Origin of the sequence: Nocardia amamiensis NBRC 102102 (assembly GCF_001612745.1) — a bacterium.
Lineage (GTDB): Bacteria > Actinomycetota > Actinomycetes > Mycobacteriales > Mycobacteriaceae > Nocardia > Nocardia amamiensis.
In genome coordinates, this window is the sequence record NZ_BDBA01000115.1 from 1 (window position 1) to 21,987 (window position 21,987).

25 protein-coding genes are annotated in these 21,987 nt (G+C 65.9%); 13 read left to right on the forward strand and 12 right to left on the reverse strand.

Translation table 11 applies throughout. The annotated features are described in order from the left end of the window. Nucleotides 1–182: 182 nt before the first annotated feature. Together NA4_RS21305 and NA4_RS21310 are read left to right on the forward strand one after the other, a co-directional pair. A complete protein-coding gene (locus NA4_RS21305) occupies nucleotides 183–590 on the forward strand; it encodes a GlcG/HbpS family heme-binding protein (RefSeq protein ID WP_067472651.1) in 408 nt (135 codons plus the stop codon). Nucleotides 591–1,032: 442 nt separating this feature from the next. After that, on the forward strand, nucleotides 1,033–2,394 hold the full coding sequence (locus NA4_RS21310; RefSeq protein WP_067472807.1) for a carotenoid oxygenase family protein: 1,362 nt from the start codon (nucleotides 1,033–1,035) through the stop codon (nucleotides 2,392–2,394). Nucleotides 2,395–2,551: 157 nt separating this feature from the next. On the opposite strand, the gene NA4_RS21315 is transcribed toward NA4_RS21310, so the two are convergent. Continuing rightward, nucleotides 2,552–3,229, reverse strand: a complete 678-nt coding sequence (locus NA4_RS21315; protein WP_067472654.1) for a response regulator transcription factor — start codon at nucleotides 3,227–3,229, stop codon at nucleotides 2,552–2,554. A 28-nt stretch (nucleotides 3,230–3,257) separates the two neighbouring features. Then, nucleotides 3,258–4,475 (reverse strand): sensor histidine kinase, encoded by a 1,218-nt coding sequence (locus NA4_RS21320; RefSeq protein ID WP_067472658.1) that lies wholly within the window; start codon nucleotides 4,473–4,475, stop codon nucleotides 3,258–3,260. Nucleotides 4,476–4,745: 270 nt separating this feature from the next. Here NA4_RS21320 and NA4_RS21325 point away from each other — a divergent pair, with 270 nt between their 5' ends. From NA4_RS21325 to NA4_RS40575, 4 genes are all read left to right on the forward strand, one after another. Beyond that, a complete protein-coding gene (locus tag NA4_RS21325) occupies nucleotides 4,746–6,902 on the forward strand; it encodes an MMPL family transporter (protein ID WP_067472810.1) in 2,157 nt (718 codons plus the stop codon). An 83-nt stretch (nucleotides 6,903–6,985) separates the two neighbouring features. After that, nucleotides 6,986–7,969 carry an NAD(P)-dependent alcohol dehydrogenase gene (locus tag NA4_RS21330; RefSeq protein WP_067472661.1) on the forward strand — a complete coding sequence of 328 codons (984 nt, stop codon included), beginning with the start codon at nucleotides 6,986–6,988 and terminating at the stop codon, nucleotides 7,967–7,969. A gap of 75 nt (nucleotides 7,970–8,044) precedes the next feature. Beyond that, the gene (locus NA4_RS41465; RefSeq protein ID WP_169811085.1) at nucleotides 8,045–8,335 is read left to right on the forward strand and encodes a hypothetical protein; all 291 of its coding nucleotides are present in this window, start codon (nucleotides 8,045–8,047) and stop codon (nucleotides 8,333–8,335) included. A 240-nt stretch (nucleotides 8,336–8,575) separates the two neighbouring features. Next, nucleotides 8,576–8,740: a hypothetical protein gene (locus tag NA4_RS40575; protein WP_157129192.1), complete on the forward strand. Its 165-nt coding sequence runs from the start codon at nucleotides 8,576–8,578 to the stop codon at nucleotides 8,738–8,740. 118 nt (nucleotides 8,741–8,858) lie between these two features. Here the strand turns inward: NA4_RS40575 and NA4_RS21335 are convergent, their stop codons facing one another. Continuing rightward, entirely contained in the window at nucleotides 8,859–9,449 is a 591-nt protein-coding gene (locus NA4_RS21335; RefSeq protein WP_067472812.1) for a TetR/AcrR family transcriptional regulator, read from the reverse strand. 87 nt (nucleotides 9,450–9,536) lie between these two features. On the opposite strand from NA4_RS21335, the gene NA4_RS21340 reads away from it, so the two are divergent. The 3 genes from NA4_RS21340 (at nucleotide 9,537) to NA4_RS21350 (ending at nucleotide 12,127) form a co-directional block, all read left to right on the forward strand. Further along, complete coding sequence (locus tag NA4_RS21340) at nucleotides 9,537–9,974, forward strand: hypothetical protein (RefSeq protein ID WP_067472672.1); 438 nt, start codon at nucleotides 9,537–9,539, stop codon at nucleotides 9,972–9,974. Between the two features lie 156 nt (nucleotides 9,975–10,130). Further along, nucleotides 10,131–11,042, forward strand: a complete 912-nt coding sequence (locus NA4_RS21345) for a haloalkane dehalogenase (RefSeq protein ID WP_067472684.1) — start codon at nucleotides 10,131–10,133, stop codon at nucleotides 11,040–11,042. Between the two features lie 455 nt (nucleotides 11,043–11,497). Further along, nucleotides 11,498–12,127 carry a class I SAM-dependent methyltransferase gene (locus NA4_RS21350; protein ID WP_067472690.1) on the forward strand — a complete coding sequence of 210 codons (630 nt, stop codon included), beginning with the start codon at nucleotides 11,498–11,500 and terminating at the stop codon, nucleotides 12,125–12,127. Here the strand turns inward: NA4_RS21350 and NA4_RS42700 are convergent. The 3 genes from NA4_RS42700 to NA4_RS21360 are packed head-to-tail and all read right to left on the reverse strand — an operon-like array spanning nucleotide 12,091 to nucleotide 12,978. Beyond that, nucleotides 12,091–12,285 (reverse strand): helix-turn-helix domain-containing protein, encoded by a 195-nt coding sequence (locus NA4_RS42700; RefSeq protein ID WP_245671522.1) that lies wholly within the window; start codon nucleotides 12,283–12,285, stop codon nucleotides 12,091–12,093. The genes NA4_RS21350 and NA4_RS42700 overlap by 37 nt on opposite strands. Further along, nucleotides 12,260–12,562, reverse strand: coding sequence for a hypothetical protein (locus tag NA4_RS42705; protein ID WP_067472695.1), 303 nt, complete (start codon nucleotides 12,560–12,562; stop codon nucleotides 12,260–12,262). The genes NA4_RS42700 and NA4_RS42705 overlap by 26 nt, the downstream gene beginning before the upstream one ends. Nucleotides 12,563–12,570: 8 nt before the next feature. After that, a complete protein-coding gene (locus NA4_RS21360) occupies nucleotides 12,571–12,978 on the reverse strand; it encodes a styrene oxide isomerase (RefSeq protein WP_067472698.1) in 408 nt (135 codons plus the stop codon). 125 nt (nucleotides 12,979–13,103) lie between these two features. Between NA4_RS21360 and NA4_RS21365 the strand changes: the two genes are divergently transcribed. Both NA4_RS21365 and NA4_RS44110 read left to right on the forward strand, forming a co-directional pair. Beyond that, entirely contained in the window at nucleotides 13,104–13,262 is a 159-nt protein-coding gene (locus tag NA4_RS21365; RefSeq protein WP_157129193.1) for a hypothetical protein, read from the forward strand. 487 nt (nucleotides 13,263–13,749) lie between these two features. Next, nucleotides 13,750–14,166 carry a transposase gene (locus NA4_RS44110; RefSeq protein WP_507763399.1) on the forward strand — a complete coding sequence of 139 codons (417 nt, stop codon included), beginning with the start codon at nucleotides 13,750–13,752 and terminating at the stop codon, nucleotides 14,164–14,166. Nucleotides 14,167–14,347: 181 nt separating this feature from the next. Here the strand turns inward: NA4_RS44110 and NA4_RS21370 are convergent, their stop codons facing one another. The 3 genes from NA4_RS21370 to NA4_RS21380 all read right to left on the reverse strand — a co-directional run bounded on the left by NA4_RS21370 (nucleotide 14,348) and on the right by NA4_RS21380 (nucleotide 17,441). Then, nucleotides 14,348–15,589, reverse strand: coding sequence for a lipase family protein (locus NA4_RS21370; RefSeq protein ID WP_067472708.1), 1,242 nt, complete (start codon nucleotides 15,587–15,589; stop codon nucleotides 14,348–14,350). A gap of 292 nt (nucleotides 15,590–15,881) precedes the next feature. Further along, nucleotides 15,882–16,436 carry an IS630 family transposase gene (locus NA4_RS21375; protein ID WP_067472718.1) on the reverse strand — a complete coding sequence of 185 codons (555 nt, stop codon included), beginning with the start codon at nucleotides 16,434–16,436 and terminating at the stop codon, nucleotides 15,882–15,884. A 456-nt stretch (nucleotides 16,437–16,892) separates the two neighbouring features. Then, nucleotides 16,893–17,441 (reverse strand): hypothetical protein, encoded by a 549-nt coding sequence (locus NA4_RS21380; RefSeq protein WP_067472721.1) that lies wholly within the window; start codon nucleotides 17,439–17,441, stop codon nucleotides 16,893–16,895. Nucleotides 17,442–18,661: 1,220 nt separating this feature from the next. On the opposite strand from NA4_RS21380, the gene NA4_RS21390 reads away from it, so the two are divergent. Both NA4_RS21390 and NA4_RS21395 read left to right on the forward strand, forming a co-directional pair. Continuing rightward, nucleotides 18,662–19,243 (forward strand): hypothetical protein, encoded by a 582-nt coding sequence (locus tag NA4_RS21390; RefSeq protein ID WP_157129194.1) that lies wholly within the window; start codon nucleotides 18,662–18,664, stop codon nucleotides 19,241–19,243. Beyond that, nucleotides 19,240–19,551 carry a transcriptional regulator gene (locus NA4_RS21395; protein ID WP_067472742.1) on the forward strand — a complete coding sequence of 104 codons (312 nt, stop codon included), beginning with the start codon at nucleotides 19,240–19,242 and terminating at the stop codon, nucleotides 19,549–19,551. The genes NA4_RS21390 and NA4_RS21395 overlap by 4 nt, the downstream gene beginning before the upstream one ends. A gap of 215 nt (nucleotides 19,552–19,766) precedes the next feature. Here the strand turns inward: NA4_RS21395 and NA4_RS21400 are convergent, their stop codons facing one another. Genes NA4_RS21400 through NA4_RS21410 form a run of 3 tightly spaced genes read right to left on the reverse strand, consistent with a single transcriptional unit; the run spans nucleotide 19,767 to nucleotide 21,783 of the window. Then, nucleotides 19,767–20,348, reverse strand: a complete 582-nt coding sequence (locus tag NA4_RS21400) for an ASCH domain-containing protein (protein ID WP_067472745.1) — start codon at nucleotides 20,346–20,348, stop codon at nucleotides 19,767–19,769. Continuing rightward, nucleotides 20,345–21,181 carry an NAD(P)H-binding protein gene (locus NA4_RS21405; RefSeq protein ID WP_067472748.1) on the reverse strand — a complete coding sequence of 279 codons (837 nt, stop codon included), beginning with the start codon at nucleotides 21,179–21,181 and terminating at the stop codon, nucleotides 20,345–20,347. The genes NA4_RS21400 and NA4_RS21405 overlap by 4 nt, the downstream gene beginning before the upstream one ends. Continuing rightward, complete coding sequence (locus tag NA4_RS21410; protein WP_067472751.1) at nucleotides 21,178–21,783, reverse strand: TetR/AcrR family transcriptional regulator; 606 nt, start codon at nucleotides 21,781–21,783, stop codon at nucleotides 21,178–21,180. The genes NA4_RS21405 and NA4_RS21410 overlap by 4 nt, the downstream gene beginning before the upstream one ends. Nucleotides 21,784–21,987 lie beyond the last annotated feature (204 nt).

The window sequence follows — 21,987 nt, forward strand, 5'->3', positions numbered from 1 at the left end:
CCGTTGTTCTTACAGTCCCTCGGATTCACCGAAGTGTCTGAGCCTCCCAGCGTGGAAGTTCGCGCACGTCACAGCCGGTACCGGGCTGACTGTGGCGGTCGCCGCCGCACAGAACTCGCGGGCTCGGCAGTAGGACAGTCGAGCGAGACCGATGGATGCTGTAGGTGAGCGATAATACGCCCATGGCTATTTCGCTGGACCAGGCCGACTCGGTGATCTCGGCCGCTTGTCAGGCAGCAGCCGAGCTGGGGGAGACCGTCTCGCTGGCGGTCGTGGAGGCCAGCGGCGATCTGGTGGCCTTCGCGCGTATGGACGGTGCACCCCGGTACTCGATCGAAATTGCAAAACGCAAGGCAGACGCGGCCATTGCGCTGGGATTCGACACCGTGCACCTGACCACTGCCACATCGCAGGGACAGCCGTTGATCGGCGGACCGCAACAATCGGGTACACACTCATTGGTGCCCAACGGCGGTGGCGTGATCATCCGGGTCGGCGGCACGGTTATCGCCGCGCTGGGCGTATCCGGTGCCGACTCCTCGATCGCTGACCACAAGATCGGCACAGCTGCCGTGGCCCGATTGGACTGACAGTTCACTGATAGACCGTCGAGGGGCGATGCTGCCGAGATCGCCGACTGGTGCGGTCGGAGCCGAGTTGAACCGTCGACTTCGGACCGGCTTCGGTTTCAGACCATCGCAGGACGGCGTCGCGGTTGCGGCCGGAATCCGGTGTGGGCTGGCGTGGGCGGTGTCGGGTCGGGCGGTTGTGTCATCGCGGAGTGGATCCCCCTCCGCTGTCCCGGTGTGATGTTGGGCTATACCGGAAGACGACGAGATGGCGGGTACGGATTTCGCTGTTGGGTCGGTGATGACGGACTGCAGGGTTGGCGCAGTGTTGTGCGGCCAGGTTTTTTGACAGCCGTGAGCTGGTGGTTCGTTGGGCGGCTGAAGGGGGTGGTGGAAACAAGACTGTTTGTTCACCGCATATCTCGGCATCCTGGCACGGTCGACCGAGATGGGAGAACCGCCGATGACGACTGCACCGGACGCCGATACACCGCTGCATCTGGCCGGGAACAACGCACCGGTCACTGAGGAAGTGACTGTGGAACCGACCTGGATGGCCGGGCAGATCCCTTCCGAGTTGGAGGGCATCTTCGTGCGCAACGGCCCCAACCCGCGCACCGGGTGGTCACCGCACTACTTCGCTGGCGACGGCATGGTCCACGCGGTAGCCCTGTCCGGCGGGAGCGCCCGCTGGTACCGCAACCGCTACGTGCGGACCCCGCTGTACGCCAATCCCGGCCGATCCCGCGCCGACCTCGCCTTCGACCCCGCCACCGCGACGATCGACTACCGGGTCACCACCGCCAACACCCACCTACTCGCCCACGCCGGGCGACTGCTGGCCCTGGAAGAGGGCGGCTTCCCCTACCAGCTCACCCCCGACCTGAACACCCTGGGACCGTACATTTTCGGCGGCGCGCTGGCCACCCCGATGACCGCGCACCCCAAAGTCTGCCCCGTGACAGGGGAACTGCTGTTCTTCGGCACCCAGCTACGACCGCCGTACCTGACGTACTACCGGGCCTCCCCGGCGGGGGAGATTCTCCAGGCCCAGGTGGTCGAGACCCCGCGCGCGACGATGATGCACGACTTCGCAATCACCGAACACCATGTGGTGTTCATGGATCTGCCGGTGGTGTTCGACCTGGCTGCACCGGGCGGGCCGGGGTGGCGGTGGTCTGATGCGCATCAGGCCCGCTTCGGAGTGATGGCGCGCACCGGCGGCGCGGTCCGCTGGTTCGAGGTCGCGCCCTGCTACGTCTGGCACACCCTCAATGCTTTCGAAACCAACAGCATCGTCACTCTCACCGGAACCCGGGTTTCAAGCCTGTGGCGCGGCGGCAGCGACGACATCAGCGGCGGGCAGCCCCGCTTACACCGGTGGAGGCTGAACCTGACCCACGGCACGGTCACCGAGGAGCAGATCGACGACGAAGCCGTGGAATACCCCCGAGTGGCCGACACCGTGATCGGACACGCGCACCACTTCGGATACGTGACCAGTTTCTCCCTCGATGCCCACCCGTCGAATTCCCGCATCCACCGCTACGACTTCACCCACAGCGTCACCCGCCACACCCACCAACTACCCGACGGCCACACCTGCGGCGAAGCCGTCTTCGTCCCCCGCCATTCCACCACCAGTGAGAACGACGGATATCTGCTCACCTTCGCCCATGACCGCGCCCGCGGGACCGGCTACCTACTGATCCTCGACGCCACCGACGTCACCGCCGCGCCGATCGCCGAAGTCCACCTGCCCGCGCGAATCCCCAACGGCTTCCACGGCACCTGGATACCCACACCCGAGACACCCCCGAAATAGGCGAGTTCCCGCATGACCCACCGCCGGCTACTCGATCGGGCAGAGCAGGCCACTGGACCGTGCCGTGGTCTCCAGCTTTCGGGGTTCGCGATTGCGCGGAGAGGACCGAGAACTCGAGCAGGCCAACGAGATCCTGAAGCTCGCCGCCAGTTTTTCGTCAATGACCGATGCTGTTGTCGCCTGCTTCGACCAGGCCGCTCTCGTAGGCGAAGACGACGATCTGGGCGCGGTCGCGCAGGCCGAGTTTCGTGAGGATGCTCGATACGTGGGACTTGACGGTTGCGGCTCCGATGAACAGTTGCGCGGCGATCTCGGCGTTGCTGGCTCCGCGCGCGACGGCGACCATGACGTCGCGTTCCCGGTCGCTGAGCCGTTGCAGGCGGCCTGCGACGGCGGTGTCGACGGTGAGACGACGTGCGAACCGGCCGATCAAGCGGCGCGTGATCGAGGGTGCCAGCAACGCCCCACCGTCTGCCACTGTTCGCACAGCCGCGGCCAGTTGGTCGGCGGGCATGTCTTTGAGCACGAAGGCGCTGGCACCGGCCCGCAACGCCCGATAAACGTATTCGTCCGGGTCGAATGTGGTCAGGATCAGCACCCGGACGTCCCAATCCGCCTCCGCCATGATTGTGGCGGTCGCCTCGAGTCCGTCCATTTCGGGCATGCGGATGTCCATCAAGATCACGTCCGGACGATGCCGGCGCGCCGCCTCGATCGCCTCGAGTCCGGTCCCGGCCTCGGCCACCACCTCGATGTCGGGATGGATCCGCAGCACCATCGTGAAGCCGGTGCGGACCAATGCCTGATCGTCGACGACGATGACGCGGACACTCATGCCGGGATATGTCCCTGCGCGAAGGGGCTCACGGCTGCGGCTCTCCTGTGGGTAGTTTGGCGAGCACCCGGAAACCCCCGCCGGGTCGCGGCCCCGCCTCGAGGCTGCCACCCAACAGTAGGGCCCGTTCGCGCATACCGATGATGCCGTGACCGGCCGGGCGCTTGTCGGTACTCGGCCCCGGTCGTGTCGCGCGGCCATCATCGAGCACTTCTATCGTGATGCCCTGTCCACACGGCGTGCCGCGCAGGTGCACTTCGGTCCGGGTCCGCGGGCCGCTGTGCTTGAGCACGTTGGTCAGCGCCTCCTGCACGATGCGATAGGCCGACAGTTCCACGCGAGCCGCCAGGGGGCTTCGAACGTTGTCGGTCGTCACCGAGATATCGAGGCCCGCTCGGCGCACCTCCTCGACGAGGCCGGGCAGGTCGGAAAGCCGGGGTTGCGGACCGAGCCCGTCATGGTCGAGGTCCGGCCGCAGCACTCCCAGCAGATGGCGCAGTTCGTCCAGCGCCTGCCGCCCGGCGTCCTCGACCGCGGCCATCGCCTGGTGGGCCGCCTCGGGGTCGTGGGCAGCCACGACCTTCGCAGCCCCCGCCTGCACCGTCATCATGCTCACTCGGTGGGCGACCACATCATGGAGTTCGCGGGCGATGCGGGTACGTTCCTCGGTGCGGATCCGGCGTTCCTCGTCGGCTTGTTCCCGGCGCAGCACCTCGGCGCGTTCGGCGCGCAGACGCAACCGGCGGCCGACGTACCACGCCAGTTCCATGGCGACGACACCGGCGATGATCTCCGCCCAGGCGGCGTGCGCGAGCAGGCCATCGACGGTGACTACGACAAAGCCACCCCCGACACCGGCATAGCCCCATCTCAGCTCGCCGGAGTAGCGCCCCGCGCTGTACAGCGCGATGATCGCCATGCCGCCGAAGTCGGAATAGTCCGAACTCACCGCCACGACCAGCCAGGACAGCAGCGTCGCCGCGAGGACCGGCATGGGTGCGCTGCGGCGCCAGTACAGCGCCGCGCACGCCACGGCGGAAACCAGCAGCTCGGCGACCGGTACCGAGCCGATCGATCGGAGGGCGATCGCGTCACCGGGCGCGTCCACGAGGTGCACGGCCAGCAGGAACATCGTGACCGCGAGGCTCGCGTCCGAGATGCGTGGCCAGCGGGTGAACGGGCCCCGGAATCGCTTCGACGCGCCATGCGGCGCAGGCGAGGACCGGAGCGCGGCGCGGTCGTTCATCGCTCCGGGACCCGGCGGCCGGTGTTGCGAGATGAGTCGATGCGCACCAGGCAACGGTAGGCCACACCGGGACGGGCAGTCATCACGCTCCGTGCGGATACCGCCTCCGCCGCTAGGGGGAGGTCTGCGGCATGGCAACCCGACGCCCCGGGGGGAAGCGAATCCTCTTGCGGCGGGCGACCGCACAGGTGCCTGCCGCCGACGATGGAACCCGTTGTCCACCAAGTGCCTTCGAAACAATCGGCGGCCATCGCCCAGGAGCCCGTGATCATGAACCGACTGACCCGCCGCATCGGCGACATCAGTGCCCGCCGACCATGGCCGACCATCGCTGCCTGGATGGCAGTTGTCGCCATCGTGTTGACCCTGGCCGGGACCGCGGGCGGCCCGTTCATCGACGACTTCGTCGCGCCGGGCAGCCAGAGCGAGCAGGCGATGGAGCTGCTCGAGGAACGCTTCCCCGAAGCGGCCGACGGCAGTGCCATGGCCGTTTTCGCCGCGCCGCCGGGGGAGCGGCTCGATGGTCACCGATCCGCCGTCGACGCCGCGGTCGTCCGGATCGCCGACGTGGAGCACGTCGCCGCGGTGACCGACCCGTTCGCCACGGGCACAATCTCTCCCGACGGGCGGATCGGCTTCGCCGAAATCACCTTCGATCTGCCGTCTACCGATCTGGGGCCGGAAGCGCTGGACGCACTTTTCGGGGCGATGGCGCCGGCGCGGGACGCCGGTGTCACGGCGGAACTCGGTGGCGACGCGGCGTTCATCAACTCCGAGACCGAGACCTCGGGTGCGGAGGCCGCCGGTGTGCTGGCCGCACTGATCGTGCTGGTTGTCGCGTTCGGCACCATCGTGGCCGCACTACTTCCGATAGCGCTGGCCCTGATCACGGTTGCCACCGGAGTCGGTGGCATCGTGGTACTGGCCGGCGCCCTGGACATCTCCTCGGCGGCACCGACGATCGGCGCGATGATCGGCCTGGGTGTCGGCATCGACTATGCCCTGTTCATCGTGGCCCGCTACCGCGAGAACCGCGCCGCAGGCCAGGACAACACGGCAGCGCTGTCCAACGCGATGGGAACCGCGGGTTCCGCCGTGCTGTTCGCGGGTGGCACCGTCGTCGTGGCCATGACGGCCCTCGTGCTGACCGGTGTCGGATTCCTGACCTCGGTCGGTCTCAGCACCTCGCTTGTGGTGCTGCTTGCCGTCACAACCGCGCTCACGTTGCTGCCCGCGCTGCTGTCACTGCTCGGCGACCGCATCGACGCCGGGCGCCTGCTCCGCCGCGCTCGCCCTGCCGAGCAGCCGACGGGCACGGCGTGGTGGCGGTTCGCCCACCGGATCGCCGGGCGGCCGTGGCCGTATCTGGTCGTCGCCGCGGTGGTGCTGCTGGCATTGGCCGCCCCGGCTTTCAGCATGCGCACGGGCTTCCCGGACGCCGGTGACGACTCGGCGAACACCACCCACCGCCGCGCCTACGACCTCCTGGCGGACGGTTTCGGGCCGGGCTTCAACGGGCCCCTGATGCTTGTCGCCGATCTGCGCAGCCCGGGAGTCGATGCAGCGCATATCCCGGCACTGGCCGAGCGCATTGCCGCCGACGACGGGATCGTAGCCGTGGGCGTGCCCCGGACCTCGCCGGCCGGTGACACGGTCGTGCTTTCGGCAATACCCGGCACCGGTCCCGCGGACGCGGCGACGGCCGAAACCCTGCGGCGCGTCCGCGACCTTCTGCCGGACAACGTCGCCGTATCGGGCCTGACGGCCATGACCGACGATCTGACCGAACGGCTGGACGAAGCCCTGCCGGTCTTCGTCGCCGCGATCCTGGCCGCGTCGTTTCTGCTGCTGATGGTCGTGTTCCGCTCCCTCGCTATACCGCTGAAGGCGGCGGTGATGAACCTGCTGTCGATCGGCGGGGCCTACGGCATCGTGGTCGCGGTGTTCCAGTGGGGCTGGTTCGCCGCTGTATTCGGTCTGGAGCGGACCTACCCGATCCCCTCACCGATGCCGACGATGTTCTTCGCCATTCTCTTCGGCCTGTCCATGGACTACGAGGTGTTCCTGCTCTCGCGTATCCGCGAGGAATTCGACGCCACCGGCGACAATGCCGAGGCCGTCGCACGCGGGTTGGCGGGTACGGGCCGCGTGATCACCTCCGCCGCACTGATCATGACCGCGGTGTTCCTCGGCTTCGTCGCGAGCCCATCGCCGCTGGTGAAGATGATGGGTCTGGGGCTGGCCGCCGCGATCGTGCTGGACGCGACGATCGTCCGGATGGTGCTGGTACCCGCCACCATGGCATTGCTGGGCCGGGCCAACTGGTGGATGCCCCGCTGGCTCGGCTCGTTCCTACCGCGGGCGCGCAAGCACGATATAGAGCCGCTGACCGCGACTGCGCCGATGCCAGCCACCGAGCGTGGGTGATTCTCCAGCCGCGCAGACGCTCTCCCGCGCGATCCGAAGCGCGCGGTCAATCGCTCGACCACCCGACAGAAGGAAGAAAACACATGAAAGCAATCGTTCACGACGAATACGGTGCACCGGAGGATGTCCTGGAACTCCGCGACATCGACGCTCCGGCGCCGGAGGACGGCTCGGTACTGGTCCGCGTGCACGCGGCATCGGTGAACCCCGCCGACTGGCACTTGATCAGAGGCATTCCCTACATCGCCCGTCTGCAAATGGGGCTTCCGCGCCCGCACGACACGGTGCCCGGCTGCGATGTGGCAGGACAGGTGGAAGAGGTCGGTGCGAACGTCACCGGATTCCGGCCCGGAGACGAGGTATTCGGAACCCCGTTCCTGCGCGGCTTCGGTACCTTCGCCGAATACGTCTGCGTCCCAGAAGATCTCCTGGCACACAAACCGGAGAATCTTTCCTTCGAGCAGGCGGCGGCCGTACCATTGGCCGCGACGACGGCATTGCAGGCACTGCGTGATCACGGACGGCTCGGTCCGGGGCAGCACGTGCTGATCGTCGGCGCGGCGGGCGGTGTCGGCACATTCGCCGTGCAACTTGCCAAGCACTGGGGCGCCGAGGTGACCGGTGTTTGCGGCACGGGAAACGTCGAGCTGGTCCGATCCCTCGGCGCAGACCACGTCATCGACTACACCCGAGTAGATTTCACCCGCGGCGGGCAACGCTATGACGTCGTCTTCCAGTTGTCCGGCACTCGCGGCCCGTCGGACTACCTGCGTGTACTCACCCCCGGCGGCACGCTGGTGCTGGCAGGCGGTGACTCCGACGGCCGCTGGATCGGCGCCGTGGATCGCCTCCTCGCCGCTCGCCTGATATCTCCCTTCGTGAGCCAGCGCTTGACGAGGTTCACAGTCGCTCCGAACACGGCGGATCTGGTGGTACTCCGGGATGTGATCGAGGCGGGCGAGGTGACCCCGGTCATCGACCGCAGCTACCCCTTGGACGAACTGCCCGCTGCCATCCGCTATTTGGAGCAGGGACACGCCCGCGGCAAGATCGTCATTGTGCGGTGAACAGCTCGACTCGTTCGCGGTGACGCGCCTCGTGACTCGCTGCGGAGGTACCCGGCCACACCGAGGATCGTGGCGATGCAGCCGGATGTCCAGGCCGTCCATGCGGTGGTGCCACCAACCCACGGTGCACGGAACAAGGCAAATCCAACGGCCAATGCCATCGCCGCGATCGCAGCTGTCGACAGTGGCTTTGAACCCATGTCCTGCGCTGACAGGGTGCCGTTGAGTTGCTGGTGTTGTTCGCCCGCCGAACTCGAACGGGCATTCGGTCGCGAACGCAGCACCCAACGCGCGAACAGTCGCGAGCTCGATTCTGGCGAGCGCAGGCCGCAAGCGGCTCAGCGCTCGCCGGAACATCCGGAGTAGCCGCCGGCCGCCGAGGACAAGCGAACATGTGTGCGAGACATGCCCACCGGCGACACACCGCCAGGTGGGGGAATTACGTGACGGCCGGGTGGAGGAAATCGGTGACGGACAGGTGGGGGAATTCCGTGACGGAACTACCCCTCACCTGGGGGAATTACTTGACGGCTGACAGGCGGCACGGTTATCGGCGCGCTGGGCGTATCCGGTGCCGCCTACTCGATCAAAGGGAGGGAGCCCAGGATGGCCGATCGGGCCAAGCTGAAGCACCGCACAGCGTTGCGGGATGTCCAGAATGCGCAGGCGGTGCCGGTGCGGGTGCTGGCCGAGCGGGCCGGCTGCGGCGAGAGCATGGTCGGGCTGCTGCGCACGTGGACACGGACTTCGTATAGCGCTGAGCTTCGCTGAATTCGAGTGATTTCATCGACTGGCGGTTGTTGCCTCCTCCAGTGAGGTGGTCTGGCAGCTCATCGATCTGGCTGGTGTCGAATGGCCTCGCTTGCGGCACGGATGCGCTGACGGGCGCTCAGTGAGGGGACGCCATGATGCGCCGTGCAGCCTCGACGGCGGCCTGTCTGAACTGCGCGAGCCGCTTGCTGGACCATGGGTCTGTCGTGTCGTGGGTCCTGATCGCCTCCGAGGCCGTGAACCAGGAGGCCGCGAGTCCGAGGAGCAGCGCAAGCAGGTCGGCCGGAGCGAAGGTGGTCTCGACGCGCCCGTCGCGCTGCGCGGCGGTGAGCGCTTTAAGCTTCGCGCCGTAGGACTCGGCCTCGAAGGCCGCGACGGCGGTCGGGCGCTCGAGTTGGGCCCAGAGAACGAGGCGGACCACCTCGGGGTGCTCGATGACGTACTCGAAGAGCCGGCCGACGTAGCCGGGAAGATCGTCAGGATCGAACGGCACCTCCTGCATCAGCGGCCCGCAGCTGGTGTCCAGGACGGCGTCGAAGAGTTGTTCCTTGCTTCCGAAGTAGGCGTAGATCAGCTGCTTGTTCGCCCGGGCGGCGGCCGCGATCCGGTCGACTCGTGCCCCGGAAATCCCATGTGCTGCGAACTCCTCGGTCGCGGCGTCCAGGAGGCGTTCCTTGGTCGCCGCCGAGTCGCGTGCTGCTACGGCCATGCAGAAAGCATACAACTAGTTAGTTGACAGCTGGTGCGCCGGGTGCAACGATCTAACCATCTGGTTGGTTACATAAGGAGTGTCGCCATGAACAAACTGTCGGATCTCCGATTCCTCTTTCGAGTGGTGGCCGGACTCGAGCTGATCTACGCGCTCGTCGCCGTCCTCACCCCGCCCGGCCAGGTCGAGAACGTCACCGGCTGGGTGCTGACCGCGGACGGGCAGTGGCTGACCAAACTGCTCGGCCTCGCCCTCTTCACGCAGGCCTGGGTTGCCTGGGTCCTGCGCAACGACCCGCACCTGGGGGTCGCGAAGGGCCTCGCCTTCTACCAGCTCGCGAGCGCGACCGCCGACTGGGTCATGTGGCTCTGGCTCGCCGACGATGGGATCTTCTCCAACGGCAGCGCGATCGTCGTCGCCGCGATCACGACGCACTACGCCCTGGGCTTCCTACTCATACGAGCGATCCGCAAGGCATCTGCCGCCGGGGCGCGCACGCCCGCACCGGCGGCCGGAGTCGCCTGACATGATGGAGCTTCGGACCGAGATCGAGCTCAGCGCCCACGGAGCGAGTCCGGCGGGTGCTGACCGACAGCGGAACGTTGCGCCGCGGTTCTCGTCGAGCCGAGTCGCGTCTACAGCAACGGCAGCTAGCACTTCTCGGCGGAAAAGGATTGGGCCATGCGGATATTGAGGACACCCGACGAGCGGTTCGCAACGCTACCCGGCTTCCCGTTCGAACCGCACTACGTCGAGGTGGCGGCCGGTGACGGGACCCTGCTGCGGGTGCACTACCTGGACGAAGGCCCCCCCGATGGTGAGGTCGTGCTGCTGCTGCACGGCGAACCGTCCTGGTCGTATCTGTATCGGCGGATGATCCCGGTCCTGGTGGCGGCCGGCCTGCGTGCGATCGCGATCGACCTGGTCGGTTTCGGCCGCAGCGACAAGCCGGCCGACCGTGACGACTACACCTACCAGGCTCACGTCGAGTGGACCTGGGCTGCGGTCGAGGCGATCGGCCTCGACGGGATCACCCTGGTGTGCCAGGACTGGGGCGGATTGATCGGGCTGCGTCTGGTTGGTGAACATCCCGAGCGTTTCGCAAGGGTCGTCGCCGCGAACACGTTTCTGCCGACCGGCGACCGCCATCCCGGCGATGCGTTCCTGGCTTGGCAGCGCTTCAGCCAGGAAACGCCCAACTTTCAAGCCGGGAAGATCGTCAACGGTGCCTGCCTGACCGACCTCACCCCCGAGGTGGTCGCCGCCTACGACGCTCCGTTCCCCGATGACACCTACAAGCAGGGCGCCCGCCAGTTCCCGCTGCTGGTTCCGGTCAGTCCGGAGGATCCTGCCGCACCCGCCAACAGGGCCGCGTGGGCTGTCTTGGAGACCTTCGAGCGCCCATTCCTGTGTGCTTTCTCGGACTCTGATCCGATCACCCGCGGCGGAGATAAGGTGTTGTGCTCGAAAATCCCTGGCGCCGCCGGACATCCACCGGTGACCATCACCTCCGCAGCGCACTTCCTCCAGGAGGACAAGGGCGAAGAACTCGCCGCAGTTGTCGTCGACTTTGTCCGCGCGACTGCGCGATAGTTTCGGTTGCTCCGTGAAGTAATCTCCAGTAGGTCAGCACTAATCCGGAAGCGGCGGTCGCGATCAGGGGCTCTGGCACGCTTTCGTTTGCACCGTGAGGCACTGTGGTCCGAGCGTCTGGTTGTTGACGCGCAGGCCTCGGCTGCCCGGCTCCGCCTGAGCGCACCATTGCCGGGCGGTCGCGGCTGAGACCTGCGAGTCTCCCGGATTCCGCCGTCCTGCCACCACTGGACAATCACAGAAACTCCACACTTTGGATCAATTCGTCCATGTTCACCTAGATCCGGCGGCATGTCTCCGTAGAAAGAAATAGGAATTGACCAGGTGCTGTTACCTGCAACGAACGTTTTGTGGGGTCCAACACCGTCCACGATGAGCTGGCGAGAGGCGGCAGCGTGCCGGTTCAACACAGGAAATTCCTATCCCGCAGATCCCACACCGCAAGGGTTACACCATTGAGTGAAACAGTGCTTTTCGCCCGCGAGTTCCTGCGCAGCCCGCTCCAGACGGCTTCCCTGATACCGAGTTCGGCCCGCCTGGTCGAGCGGCTCATCGCCGCCGTGCCGGAGCGGGGCGAGCCCGTGGTGGTGGAACTCGGTCCGGGCACCGGACCTGCCACCGAGGCGATCCAACGCAAACTCACAGGCCGGGGCCGCCACATCGCGATCGAACTGAACGGGCGACTGGCTGCGCATTTGGTTCAGCGCTTTCCCCGCGCCGATATTGTCACCGACTCCGCCTGGGAACTACCCCGCATCCTCGCTGATCGGGGTCTGCGCACAGCGGATGTCGTAGTGAGCAGCCTCCCTTGGTCGGCATTCACCGGCCCACATGGCCACACGCTCATCGCGAAAATCGCCTCGATTCTGCCCGAGAGCGGTGTGTACACCCAGTTCACCTACACGTTCACCCGCTGGGCCCCTCCGAGCCGTCACCGGCTCGCGCAGCTGCACGGGGCATTCGAAGAAGTCGTCGCGAGCAGGACGGTGTACCGCAACCTGCCTCCCGCGTTGGTGTATTCCGCTCGCAGGCCGCGTTTTCCTGCCGTTCAACCTCTTTCGTCGTCAGTTCCCGCCGCGAATTGAATGGCGTCCCGACTGGGTGGCGCTCCGAAGATGCGCCGGTATTGTCGGCTGAATTGGGATGGGCTGTCATATCCCACCAGGTATGCGATGTGCGCGATGTCTTTCGGATATGCCGCCAGAAGAAGCCGGGCTTCACGGGGTCTGATCTGCTTCTGCAACTGGATGGGACTTGTTCGGGTAACGGCCGGAAGTTCCGGTAGAAAACAGGCTCTTGTCCGAGCCTCCGCCGCGGTGCACGCAGCACAGCTGCCCGCCGAACACGGCCAGGGACGGGTCTTCCTGGCTGGCGTGGCGCGGGAATTGGGTGTCGCCGCTCCACCCGCCGTTGCTGTCGATGTACCCGTAGTAGAGCGAGGTTTCGCTGCCTCGGCCCCGGAACACCACGTACAGCTTGTTGTTGAAGTGAACCGTCGAGTTTGGGGCCGGATCGAGCACCCTGAGACTCAGAGGGCGAGGCCGACGAGAATCAGCACACACCCGGCGATGATGGACACTGCGACAGAGATGAGCAATGTGCCGATCACGCGCTCCTGCGATGCGCTACCCGTGCGGTCTCCCGCAGCGATCGGCATCAGCGGGGCCCCGGCACCCCAAGCCGCTGCGAGCAGCGTGGCCAACCAGTTGGCGTATGCGGCGTACACAACGAGCCAGAAGGTGAAAATCAGCCACGCGTGCGACAGCTCGAGCCGCGGCCAGATCAGACCGACAATCACCAGGAGCATGCCGTTCATGGCTCCTTCGAGGTGGCTGGACAAGCCCATTCGCGGGTTCTTCAGCTTCGGCACTGCCAGTCCGGTGAGCAGGCCGAGCAGGAACAGGAGGATGCCGAGTCGAATTAGGTGCATATCCATTGCCGGCTCCGGGTCCGTTGGTGTAGTGAGGGTACTTCTCTGCCAGGCGCGCAGGCCATTGCTCGGAGGTCGCAGTCGTCAGAGTGGCCCCGACGACACTCGCTGGGACCCAACCGGGTGTCACCTTGCTGCTGTACGCCGCGCAACTCGCCGATGAAACCGGTGCCCGGCGCGAGGCCGCGACCATGTTGCTGGACCTGATGCACCGCAGCAGCGATCTTTACGGCATCGCGATGCTGGGGTCCTGGTCGATGACGCCGGCGTCCGGACTCGCCGGACGCTGACCCACACCGTACACTTGCGACGCCCCGTATCGGGGACGCCGGAGTCGAGTTCGAACGCCCGTTGGCCGCCATCGAAGCGGGAGTGGACCCGCAAGCTCTCGTCAACGCGATGAACAGTGCCCAAGCGGACAAGGCGGCAGCCCAAGCAGAGCTACAAACCTGTCCACCATCCCCCGCCTGACCGAGACGGAGATCCGCAAGCTGATCGACTCCCTCGGCAACATCTCAGCCGACCTCGCCGCGGGTGCACGATCTGACAAAGCGGACCTCTACCAGGCCCTCCACCTGGACATACGGCATCGGCCCCGACAAACGTTGCCGATCACTGGTGTCCGGAGGGGGATACACACGCTAACCCCCGAGATCCGCCTGCGCAAACAATGACTAGTAGTGCTTTGTTAGGTGGGCCGAGATGTGCTGTGCTGCAACAGTGTTAGGTGAGGAGAGGGACGCGGTCCGCCCGGTGATCGAGGAGTTCGCCGCCGAGATGTTCGCCGGGTTCGCCCGCCGCGACCAGCGAGCCAAGGGGCAGCTGTATCTGCGTGGACTGCTGGCAGACGGTAAACGCAAGTCGATGCAGCCCATGGCGTCTCGCCTCAACGAGATCTCGTGGGCTCGGCGAAATCCGTTGGCGCATCGAACACGACTACCGCGAACTCAAAGACGGCCTGGGCCTGGACCACTTCGAAGGCCGATCCTGGCTCGGCTGGCACCGCCACGTCACCCTCGCCTCCATCGCCCAGACCATCTGCACCACATTGCGCCTCACCCCAAAAGCCCCTGCGCAGGCCTGACCCTCTACGCCGTCCTGCGCAGGCTCCAACACCTACTCGCCACCTGGACCGGATACTGCCACACCTGCCACCAACCCCTACCAGCCCGAACACAACCACCTCACACCTAACAAAGCACTACTAGGACAGTGGCGGCCGACTGCCGAGGCCGACGATGGACCTCGTCGACTGGTCTGTTGTCGCCGAGCTGCCCGCCGGAATCGACCGCCACGTCCCGTGCCGTTAAAGCGCTTTCGCGCTGTACCGGATTGAAGCCCGCGTGCCACCGAGTGCGGGGCGCGGGGCATCAGTTCATGCGGAGGTGGGGTCGAACTCGGCGGTGACGCGGTCCACGAGTTTCTTGGCTTCGGGGCTGTCGTGGTCGGTGGGCAGCTCCACAGGCTGTCCGTTGATCGGGACGGTTACCGGCCGACGGTTCGCCAGTACCTTCCCGGCACCGTCGCCGTGCGGTACACCGGCCGAGGCCAGGATGCGGCCCATCACGGTGTCGGCGCCGACCGGTGGGAGGGCTACGACGCCCTGCGGCCACTGCACGCCTTTGATTTCGAAGAAGTCATGGTAGCCGCCTATGTGCTGGTACCCGACCTGTTTCAAGTACAAATCGTCTGGCGTCGAGCCTTGCGTTTGATTTATCTCATCGTTGAACGTGCCTTGGAACACGCCGCTGGCGGGTTCGAAGTGTGCATATTGGCCTGACACGGACGCCTGCGTCTCGAGCACGTCGAACACAACCTTCATACCATCGGGAGCGGGCTGGTTGTTCTTGGAGTAGAGAGCTTTGGCGCCATCGATGTCGGGCGGGTTCCACATGTGCGGGACGATGTCGAGGTCGTTGGCGTAGCGCTGCACTCGTTGCAACCGTTGGGTGGTGTAGTTGACGAATTCCTGATTGCAGAAACTCGGTCCGGCCGTCGAGAGCACGCTGATTCTGGCTTTCTCGGAATTGTCCCATAGCCACTGGGTGTCGCGCAGGAACAGGGCCAGCGTGGGTGACCGGGCACCGCCGAGGCTGTGGCCGGTGACGGTGAGGTCGATCGCCTTGTCGCCGAGCGTGCTCAGGAACTCGGGCAAGGTGTGACCCGCACCGGGACGGTGGCCGGAGGGTTTGATACCCGTAAGGGTTTTCACCCCGATGGCCGTGCCGATCGTGTGCCAGGCAGCGCCATTCGCGAACCACGGCGTCTGCAGAATAAAGGAGTCCTCGACGAGCCAGTCGAACACCAGTGCGTCGGTGCTGCCGGCCATTGCGATCACGTACCGGGAGCGATCCTCGATGCTTCGCACCATGTACAGGGCGTTCACCGTGTACAAGTCGGTGTCGAACAGTGCGACTCCCGGACCCCAGACGATCTCCCACCCTCCGATGACCTCCTGGTTGGTGTCGAGATACTGCTGGATCTTCTGATAGAGCGTGCCCTCCAGGTCGCTGTCTTCTTTGCTGATGCCGTTGACCAGATTGGCGTACTCGCACAGCTGGTATGTGATCTTGTCTTGCAGAGTCGGCTCATTGATCGTCGTGGATCGTCCAGTCATATACCGCTCCTTGCCGTATGAGTTTCATCCGAAACAGAGAGGAGAAAGCGGTGACGCGAATTCACACGCCGCGTCCGCATCGGGGACAGATCATCCCGGACCGGTAGCTGTGTATAGGAGTCTAGACGATCCACCACACATGCTCGCCGAATCACCTGCCTGTCCGGGACCTGACGTCGTCGCCCATCGACGGGGGCTCGGTCAGCGCGGTCGCCAGAGACGCTGGTATCCGCCCCTTGGCGCCCGAGCACGAATTTGCGAAAACTCCATGACTCGGTTTGGAGACTGGGATCTACCGTTGCGCAGATACCTCGCCCCTTACGTCGGCGCTCGGGCATCCCGATCTGCATCGGCAGCATCGGCGCCGTCCGGTCCAAGGCCTGGATCTGTACGAGACTTCTCGTCCACACAGCACGATCGCGTTCTCCGGCGGATTCATATACAGCCCGACGATGTCGGTGACCTTGCCCGCCAACTGCGGATCGGTGGAGAACTTGAACGTCTCGGCCCGCCACGGCTGCACTCCGTACTCGCGCCACACCTTCGACACCGTGCCGTGTGCGATACCGAGGTGATCGGCCAGCAGACGCGAACTCCAATGCGTGACACCGTATTTACGTGGCGGCGGCGTCAGGGTCGTGGTGATCAGCTTGTCCCGATCCAACGTCCGAGGTCGGCCCGAACGGTCCTCGTCGCGCAACCCGTCCAACCCGTGCACCTGGTAACGACCCCGCCAATTGACCACCGTCTGCCGCGCGATCTCGAACCGCCGCGCGATCTCGGCATGGGCCACCCCATCGGCAGCCAGCACGATGATCCGAGCCCGCAACACCTGCCCGGACTTCATCGACCTCGACCTGATCCAGCTCTGCAGAGTCTCGCGGAGTGCGGTGCGCCGTTCACCCGCAGCGGCTGAGTGTCGTCTGACGGGTCTACCGTCCGAGGTGGTCGACTTCGGCGCTGGGTAGGTGAGAGTTGGCGGTATCCGTTGGAAGTGTTGGGCTGCAGCGAGAATCGTCTCTCTATGGCAGGCGAGTACGACGGTTGCGCCCGGGTGCTGGATAGTCAGCATGTCGAGTTTGCGGCCGACTCGTTGGGCTGCGACGGGCCATGAATCGGCTCCTGCTGTAATCGGGTAATCGGGTAGTCGGGGGACAGAGCCAGCGGGTGCGTTGGACCCGCAATGGCTCTATGGCGAGCCTCCGGAGCTACCGCTGCCTGGTCGCGTGTGAAGTCTCTGACCAAAGAGGACAACGCCGTCACCCACCTCGGCCTCTTCACCAGTAACGCCGTGGGGCGCCGGTCACGATCCGGCGGTCGTCTCCAGCTCTCCCGAGTAGATGCCGTGGCCTATCGCGCGCTCGAACTTCCACAACTGCGCTGCGAACGCCGCGGAGTCACCTGGGGTTGCGGCGGCTCGCAGGCCGGTCACAGGCGAGTTGTCGCCACCGAGATAGGTGAGGACTTCGGCAGGCGGGCCGTCGAGATCGGGGACGCGGATCATGTGAACGCCGCCGCCGAACCCGTCGACCGCGATCACTTCCCATTCCGCGAGGAACCTGGTCCAGCCCGCACGACCGTCGCGGTAATAGCCGAGGTATTCGACAGTGCGCTGGTTGAGCAAATTGTACAAGCGGCGCACCGGACGGACCCGGATCGTCTGATCCGGATCGTTGCTGTCCCCCTCGCAGGCCGCCGCTTTCGAGACCGGGTCCACGGTCAGGACCTGATCGAGGTGGGTGAGCGGGCGGATCGTATAGAGGCCCGGGCGCGGGCCGGGGCCGGTGGGTGCGGGCTGAGCGTTGGCGGGAGCGGACAGGCCAACGCCGATCAGCAACGCCGTGGCCACCATCGAGATCCACGGAGCGCGCCGACGAGCGATCCGCGCCGGTACCGTACCCGGTGAAGACGCGCGCCGATCCGGGTTCGCCGATTCCGGCGAGCGAACTCGCGGTGCACCAGCTCGCACGACCATACCTCTCTCGAGTCGATGGGGGACATCGAATCTTCGGCGGCGACGGCTCCGCGGATGGGTGTGGGCTCGCGACGGCCCAATCGAGGGCGACCCGACGACGCGCCAGAAAACTTCTGGCTACCAGGTGGTTTCGCACCCCGGTGTGGCCACCGGTCAGCTACTGTTCTGCGCGCCGCCCGATGCGGTGAGATATCGGCGAACCCATGACTACGAGAGGGTGAGGATGAGCGCCGTTTTGAATATTCTGACGACAATTGTCTGGTCGTTGTTGACCGGCCAGAGTGTCGGCATGCCGTTCCCCGGCCCTTTCAGCTGACCCTCCCCGCCGACCGGTCCGCACTCCGACACTGCCGATCCCGACCGACGGCGCCACCTCGGGTGCCGACCGGCTCGGCGATGAATCCCCATGGGCCGACACCACGTATTGCAGATCGTGCGACCGCCAGTGCGGCGCGCGTCCGGCTCGGCGATGCTGTCGGCTCTGCAGTCTCGGTATCCGTTCGCGATGATCCAGGTCGACTGCCGGGTGACGTAGTCGGTTGGGGATCGTTGCCGGTCCGTCTGGCCGCATTGGATGAGGCCCCGGGGTCGATGAGTTGTGGTGCCGATTGCTCGGGCTAGTCTGACACGCCGATCGGGTGGGCTGGGTGCAAGGCCAGATGCCGGTTGGTGGAGGGCGAGGTGGCGTACCTGTGAAGGTACGTTGCGTCGCGCTGATGACGTCATGCTGGCTGCGCAGTCCGGTCGGCGCCGGCGTGCTAAAACTTGTCGACGTCACTTCGGCCCCCACCACCGTGACCTTCCGGGCGAACCGGAAGGAGCCTGTTGTGGTCGGCGGTAAAGTTTTCGGCAGGGTCGGTTACGTCGTTCCGGTCACTTCCGGTGGCCGTGACGGACCCTCGACCTGGCCGGGCCCACTGTCCCGGTGAAGTCTAAGGGAGCCAAACCCCGCACCCCCGCCGCGGCGCGACCCATTTCTGCCGCATACCGCGATGATCGAACTGGTCACAGGTTCCAGTCGTCTCGGCGCTGTGAGAGCAGGTAAAGCGGGGTTGAAAAGTCTTTCGAGACTGAACTTTGCGGTGCAAAGTAGGTGCATGAACTCTGCATCGCAAAGTAATTCGGCTGCTGGGGTCGCTCGGCTCCTCGGCGACATGGAGACGCTGACCCGGCGAGGTTGGGCGTTGGCCGCTCCCATGTGGTTTCCGCTGCTGTGGGTGACGGTGAGCGTGCTCGCCTCGGTGCCCGCATCACTACTGCTCGATCGGCACAACGGCGCCAGGTGGTACTGGATCGTCGTCGCACCGGTAAGCGTGGTGGTCTGTGCGTGGTACTTCATGCGCCTGCCCGTGCAAGTGCCGGACGGGCGCGGCATGGCCGTCGCGCTGACCGCGGTCGCGATGGCAGTGACCGCCACGGGCATCGGCTGGGTGTATCGCGGCGAATGGACGATCGTCGCGCCATGGCTAGTGGTCGGGGTGGGGCTGGCCGTGATCGCGGTGGCGCTGCGATCGGCGGCGACGGCGGCGGTCGCGGCCGCCACGATGGCCGTATCGCTGGCGGTCGGGCTGATCGACCCCGCGCACGGTTACGCCTGGCTCGCGCTGGTCGTCGGGCTCGCGGCCGCGCTGGCAGCTGGGGTAGAGCTGCTGCGCGCGGAGGCGGGGCCACGGGCATGAGCGAGCCGCATCCCGTGCTCGGCCTGGATGACACCGTGCACCAGCGCATCCGGCTCGGCATCCTGGCACTGTTGCGCTCGGGTGTGGCCATGGAATTCGGGGTGCTGCGCGAGCAGTTGCGGCTCACTGACGGCAATCTGAACCGGCACCTCAAAGTCCTCGAGGACGCCGCACTGATCAGCGCACGCCGCAGCACGGGCGGCGGGCGCCCGAAAACCTGGGTCGCCATCACCGAGCCCGGCCGCCGTGCCTTCGACGCCGAGCTCGCGGCCCTGCGCGCACTCATCGCGACCGCCGAGCAACCCTGAGCCCAGGTCAGGCGCTGCCACGGTTACCCCGCTGAAGCAACAGCAGCACCGCCGACCGGACGAATAGACTTCGAACGCCCGCACCCTGATGTCTATCGTTCACGGTTTGACACATTGGTCGGACTGTGCAGAGACGATGGATCAGAAACATGTGGGCCGTCAGCCGCGAGGCGACAGTCGGTTCGGAGTCGCCCCCTATGGTCTCATGTGGCACGCTACTTCACCGTCAGTTCGAGGTATCGGCGGCCTCGTGGGGAGATCCGGTATCCGGTGTCGAGGCTTTCGGTGAGGCCGAGGTTCTTCAGTTTCCGGACGCGGAGCTTGAGTTGCTCCTTTGTCGTCGCACCGAGGTCTTGCGCGATGTCGGCGGCGCGTTTGCCGGGGTTGTCAGCGATGTATTGCAGTGTCTTCCTGGTCCAGGGCGAGTCGGCCTTGTGGTCGAGTCTGCGTAGTGCGGCATCGATCTCGGCGATAGCGTCGGCGCTGAGATCGTCGTCGCTTCGCAGCTCGATGCGCGGGTCGGGGCCTGCGTAGCTGAGGTTTATCCGGTAGACGGGATCGGATACCGCACCGTGCAAGGTTGAAAGTAGTTGCGCCAGCGAGCCTTCCCCCGCGGCATGGGCGTCGTCCTCGGTGAGATCAGCGGAGCTGATCTCGACGATGTCGTCGATGCGGATGACACCTGCGCTGGTCAGGATCCGGCTTCCGACCTTGACCCGACGGGTCTGCCAGCGCCGGAAGACCGTACGGATCATGCTGGAGGCGATCTGTTGTGCGACAGCGTCGGTGAAGATCATGCGGCGCGCTGCTGGTCAGCGATGAACTCGGCGAGAGTGGTCGCCGGTCGGCCGGTGACGGTGGCGACGGCATCAGTGACGGTTGCGGCCGAGCCGGAAGCGATCGCGGCCATGAGTCCGCAGAAGACGTCGGTGTAGTCGGGGTCCCAACCGAGATCCTCGGCATCGGCGCGGAACCGCTGCGCGGAGATGGACTCGAAGGAACACAGCGGACCGTCGAGTTGCGATGCCGCAGTGGCCAACTCGGCGAACGTCAGGGCAGCCGGGCCGGTGACGTCGAGCTCCTGCCCGGACAGGTCGTCGGTGAGGGCGCGCACACATACGGCGGCGACATCGCGGGCATCGACGAACGAGGCCCTGGCCTCGCCGACCGGCAGCCGCAATACGCCGTCCCCGGCTGCGGCCAGGTCGCGCAGTACACCGGCAGTCGCGTTCTGGAAGAACCAGTTGGGGCGCACGATCGTCGAGTGCAGACCACTGCGCTGCAGGGCGAGCTCGACGGCTCGCTGCTCGACTTCCGATGGCGCATACTGCATTCCGAGTGCGGTCATCAACACGATCCGCGCTACACCCGCCTGCTCGGCAACGCCGATGAACTCGCAGATCCGTTCACCGAGCCCAGCGACCGATCGATATCCGTCGTCGCCGCCGGGCACGACCAGAAACAGTGCGGTCGCCTCCTGGACTGCCGGGGCCCAGGTGTCGGGTTTCTCCCAGTCCAGCGGGATTCGGCTGCGCCGCCCAGCTCCGCGTGCCGGTATCGACAGCGCGGTCAGCCGGTCGAGGACATGACTTCCGACCTTGCCGGTGGATCCGGTCACCACGATCGTCATGAGCGCACCCCCAACGTCCCGGAGAGCTGACCGAGCAGCACCGCTCGGACGCCGTCATGGTCGGGCCGTGGTTGGGCAAGGACCCGGGGGAACAGCAGCCCGTCGAGCGTCGCGACGGTGGCATCGACGATTGACTCGGGGTCATGTGCCGGTGTGAAACGCCCGCGATCGATTCCCTGCTCGATCGCGTCGGTGAACGGCTGTCGGTATCGACGCTGCAGGTCCACGCTGTGCTCGCGGAGCTCCTCGTCATGCGCCGCGGCGCACCAGAATTCCATCAGCATCCGCCACACCGGCACCGGCGTCCGCAAACCACGATCGACCAGAACCACCAGTCGCTGCCACGGATCGTCGTGCTCGGCCGCCAGCGCCTGCATGGTCGACACCTCACCATCGGTCGACCGGCGCAGCGCCTCGACCAACATGTCCACGCGCGACCCGAAGTAGCCCTGCAGTGTGCTGATCGCCAGCCCCGACGCGGCGGCAACATCTTGAAACCGGGTCCGTTCGTAACCCCGCTGCGTCAACACCTCGATCACAGTGTCCAGTACCTCCAGCCGACGGCTACCGCCCGCTCGGCGCGATCTCGTAGAGACAATCATGGCTGTACCGTACCACGATACGGTACAGTCATGGTGCAACGTCCGAGAGTAGTCGGTGACTCAGACACCAAGTTTCGTCAGAGCTCGGGCGGTCAGCCTGCTTTCAACCCGATTGCCGCAAGACACCACTGCGCACACGCTTCGGTACTGAGACTGCTGGTCCTGGACGGAGGCCGGGGAACTCGACGCGGAAGCAGTCACCAA